The sequence below is a fragment of the Campylobacter sp. BCW_6467 genome (assembly GCF_001762855.1).
GTDB classification, from domain to species: domain Bacteria; phylum Campylobacterota; class Campylobacteria; order Campylobacterales; family Campylobacteraceae; genus Campylobacter_D; species Campylobacter_D jejuni.
The window spans coordinates 1-2273 of record NZ_MJXP01000009.1 but is presented as its reverse complement, the minus strand read 5'-3'; the positions used below and the strand labels follow the sequence as shown (position 1 = coordinate 2273).

Sequence of the window (2273 nt, the reverse complement as noted above, 5' to 3'; positions counted from 1 at the left end):
ATTCAGCTAAAGCTCGTATTCAAAACCAACTCTCTTATAAACTTGGTCAAGCTATGATAGTTAATTCTAAATCTATATTTGGTTATATAAGAATGCCTTTTGTATTATCATATATTTATGACAAGCACAAACAAGAACAAAAAATCTTTCAAGAAAAAATAAAAAAAGATCCTTCTTTAAAACTACCTCCATTAGAAGCTTATCCTGATTACAAAGAGGCTTTAAAAGAAAAAGAATGTTTTACTTATAAACTTGGTCAAGAATTAATCAAAGCTAATAAAAATTGGTATGGGGGGGGGGTATATCAAGTTGTTGCTTGAGATTAGGAAGTTGAAAAAGGGAATTTCAAAGAAAGGCTTAAGATAATGAGTAGTGTTGAAAACATCCAAGAATGTTTAGAAAATTGGAATTTTTATATGTTAGAGAAAATATATGAATTGAATATTGAAAATGATATTTTTACAAAAGAATATGTTCTGTATTTAACTTATACAGGACAATTTTATAAAATTTTGCAAGATTGTAAATTAAGAAAAATCTTCGAGGAAATATTTCCCAATTCATATCGTAGTGAAGTAGATAAGCTATTAAAAACAAAAGATGAATTAGTTGATATAAAGGAGTATTCTAGCGTATCTCGAGAATCGATAGGTTGTTATTTACTTTTAAATATTATTAACAATTTTAGATATATTCCTGAAGAAGTGTTAGATATATTTAAAAACTATCTTATTGTTGATGATGTAAAAATTTCATCCTATAAAATTCCTAAACCATCTTACGAAATTCTTTTATCAAAAAAGTTTTTTATCTCAAGATCAATAGATTATTTTGAGATGTTTAAGGACAATGTTTTTTTTATGAAAGCAACTGTGATTTTGGCAATTATTCAATGGCTATTTCCAAAAGAAAATGGATCTAAAAGATATTATCTTAGATTTAGTAGTAGAATGAAAAATGGTATTAGTAAAAGTGAAATTAGCACAAGTAAAAATGTTAAAGTCGCTGTTTGCATTTCTGGTGCAATGAGGGGTGATTATTTAAAACCAATTGATCAAATTGTTGATAATATAGTAAAACCATTGAATGCAGATGTATTTGTTTTTTCTTGGAGTGAGCATTTAAAATGGCCAGGAATATGTGGAGGCAGTAATTGGGTATATAGGTTGTTAAGTCAAGATTTTAACCTTATAGCACCGAATGAAATAAGAAATAACCACCTTTTTAAGCAATTATTTCAACACACATATAATAAGCTAGACAGAGAAATTAGTGATGTATTAGAAATTCAAGATTTAAAAAAAATATATAATTGTAAAAAAGTAGTACTAGAAAATCAAAAAGCATTTATTGAGCAAACAGGTCTAAAAGAACATTCTTATACAGCAACTAAATTATATTATGGTTGTTTTAGGGTTTTTGAGCTAATGGAGGAATATGAAAAAGAAAATAATATTAAATATGATTATGTGATTAGGATTAGACCCGATTGTAATTTTGCAGAAGTAATTAATATAGAGGACTTGCTTAGATTAGAGGACGATGAAATTTATATTGCACATCATCTTCATATGAATGGCAGGGTTAGCGATAGTTTTTCTTGTGGTAAAAGAGGAGCCATGGAGAAACTTTTGTTGATGTGGAAAAGAGCTGAATTTAACAAACAAATGCAAGAGTTTGTATCTTATCCTAAAAAATTTGATATTGAAACCCATATGTTATTGTTTAGATGGCTTATTGCAAATAATCTTGTAGCAAATACAGCTTTTCCTTATCCACTTTTAGGTGGAAGTAGTACTGTTATAAAAGATTTTCCAGACATTACCGAAGAATTAAAAAAAGATATATCAATATTGAGAGAGAATAATACATATAAAGAAGAGAAATTACAAAGTTTTATAAATTTTTTTTCAAGAATTCAAGAGAAATATAATATAATAAAACCTAAATTATTTTATCATTTTATTTACTCGAATTCAGCTAAAGCTCGTATTCAAAACCAACTCTCTTATAAACTTGGTCAAGCTATGATAGTTAATTCTAAATCTATATTTGGTTATATAAGAATGCCTTTTGTATTATCATATATTTATGACAAGCACAAACAAGAACAAAAAATCTTTCAAGAAAAAATAAAAAAAGATCCTTCTTTAAAACTACCTCCATTAGAAGCTTATCCTGATTACAAAGAGGCTTTAAAAGAAAAAGAATGTTTTACTTATAAACTTGGTCAAGAATTAATCAAAGCTAATAAAAATTGGTATGGGGGGGGG

Annotated in this window: 1 protein-coding gene and 1 pseudogene; both read left to right on the top strand. The window is 27.0% G+C overall.

The genetic code is table 11. The features are described 5' to 3' along the window. Positions 1-320, top strand: a pseudogene (locus AJ888_RS01160) (sugar transferase); the annotation flags it as partial. 45 nt (positions 321-365) lie between these two features. Continuing rightward, the coding region (locus tag AJ888_RS09335; RefSeq protein WP_070296099.1) for a hypothetical protein at positions 366-2273 on the top strand (1908 nt) is incomplete at its 3' end.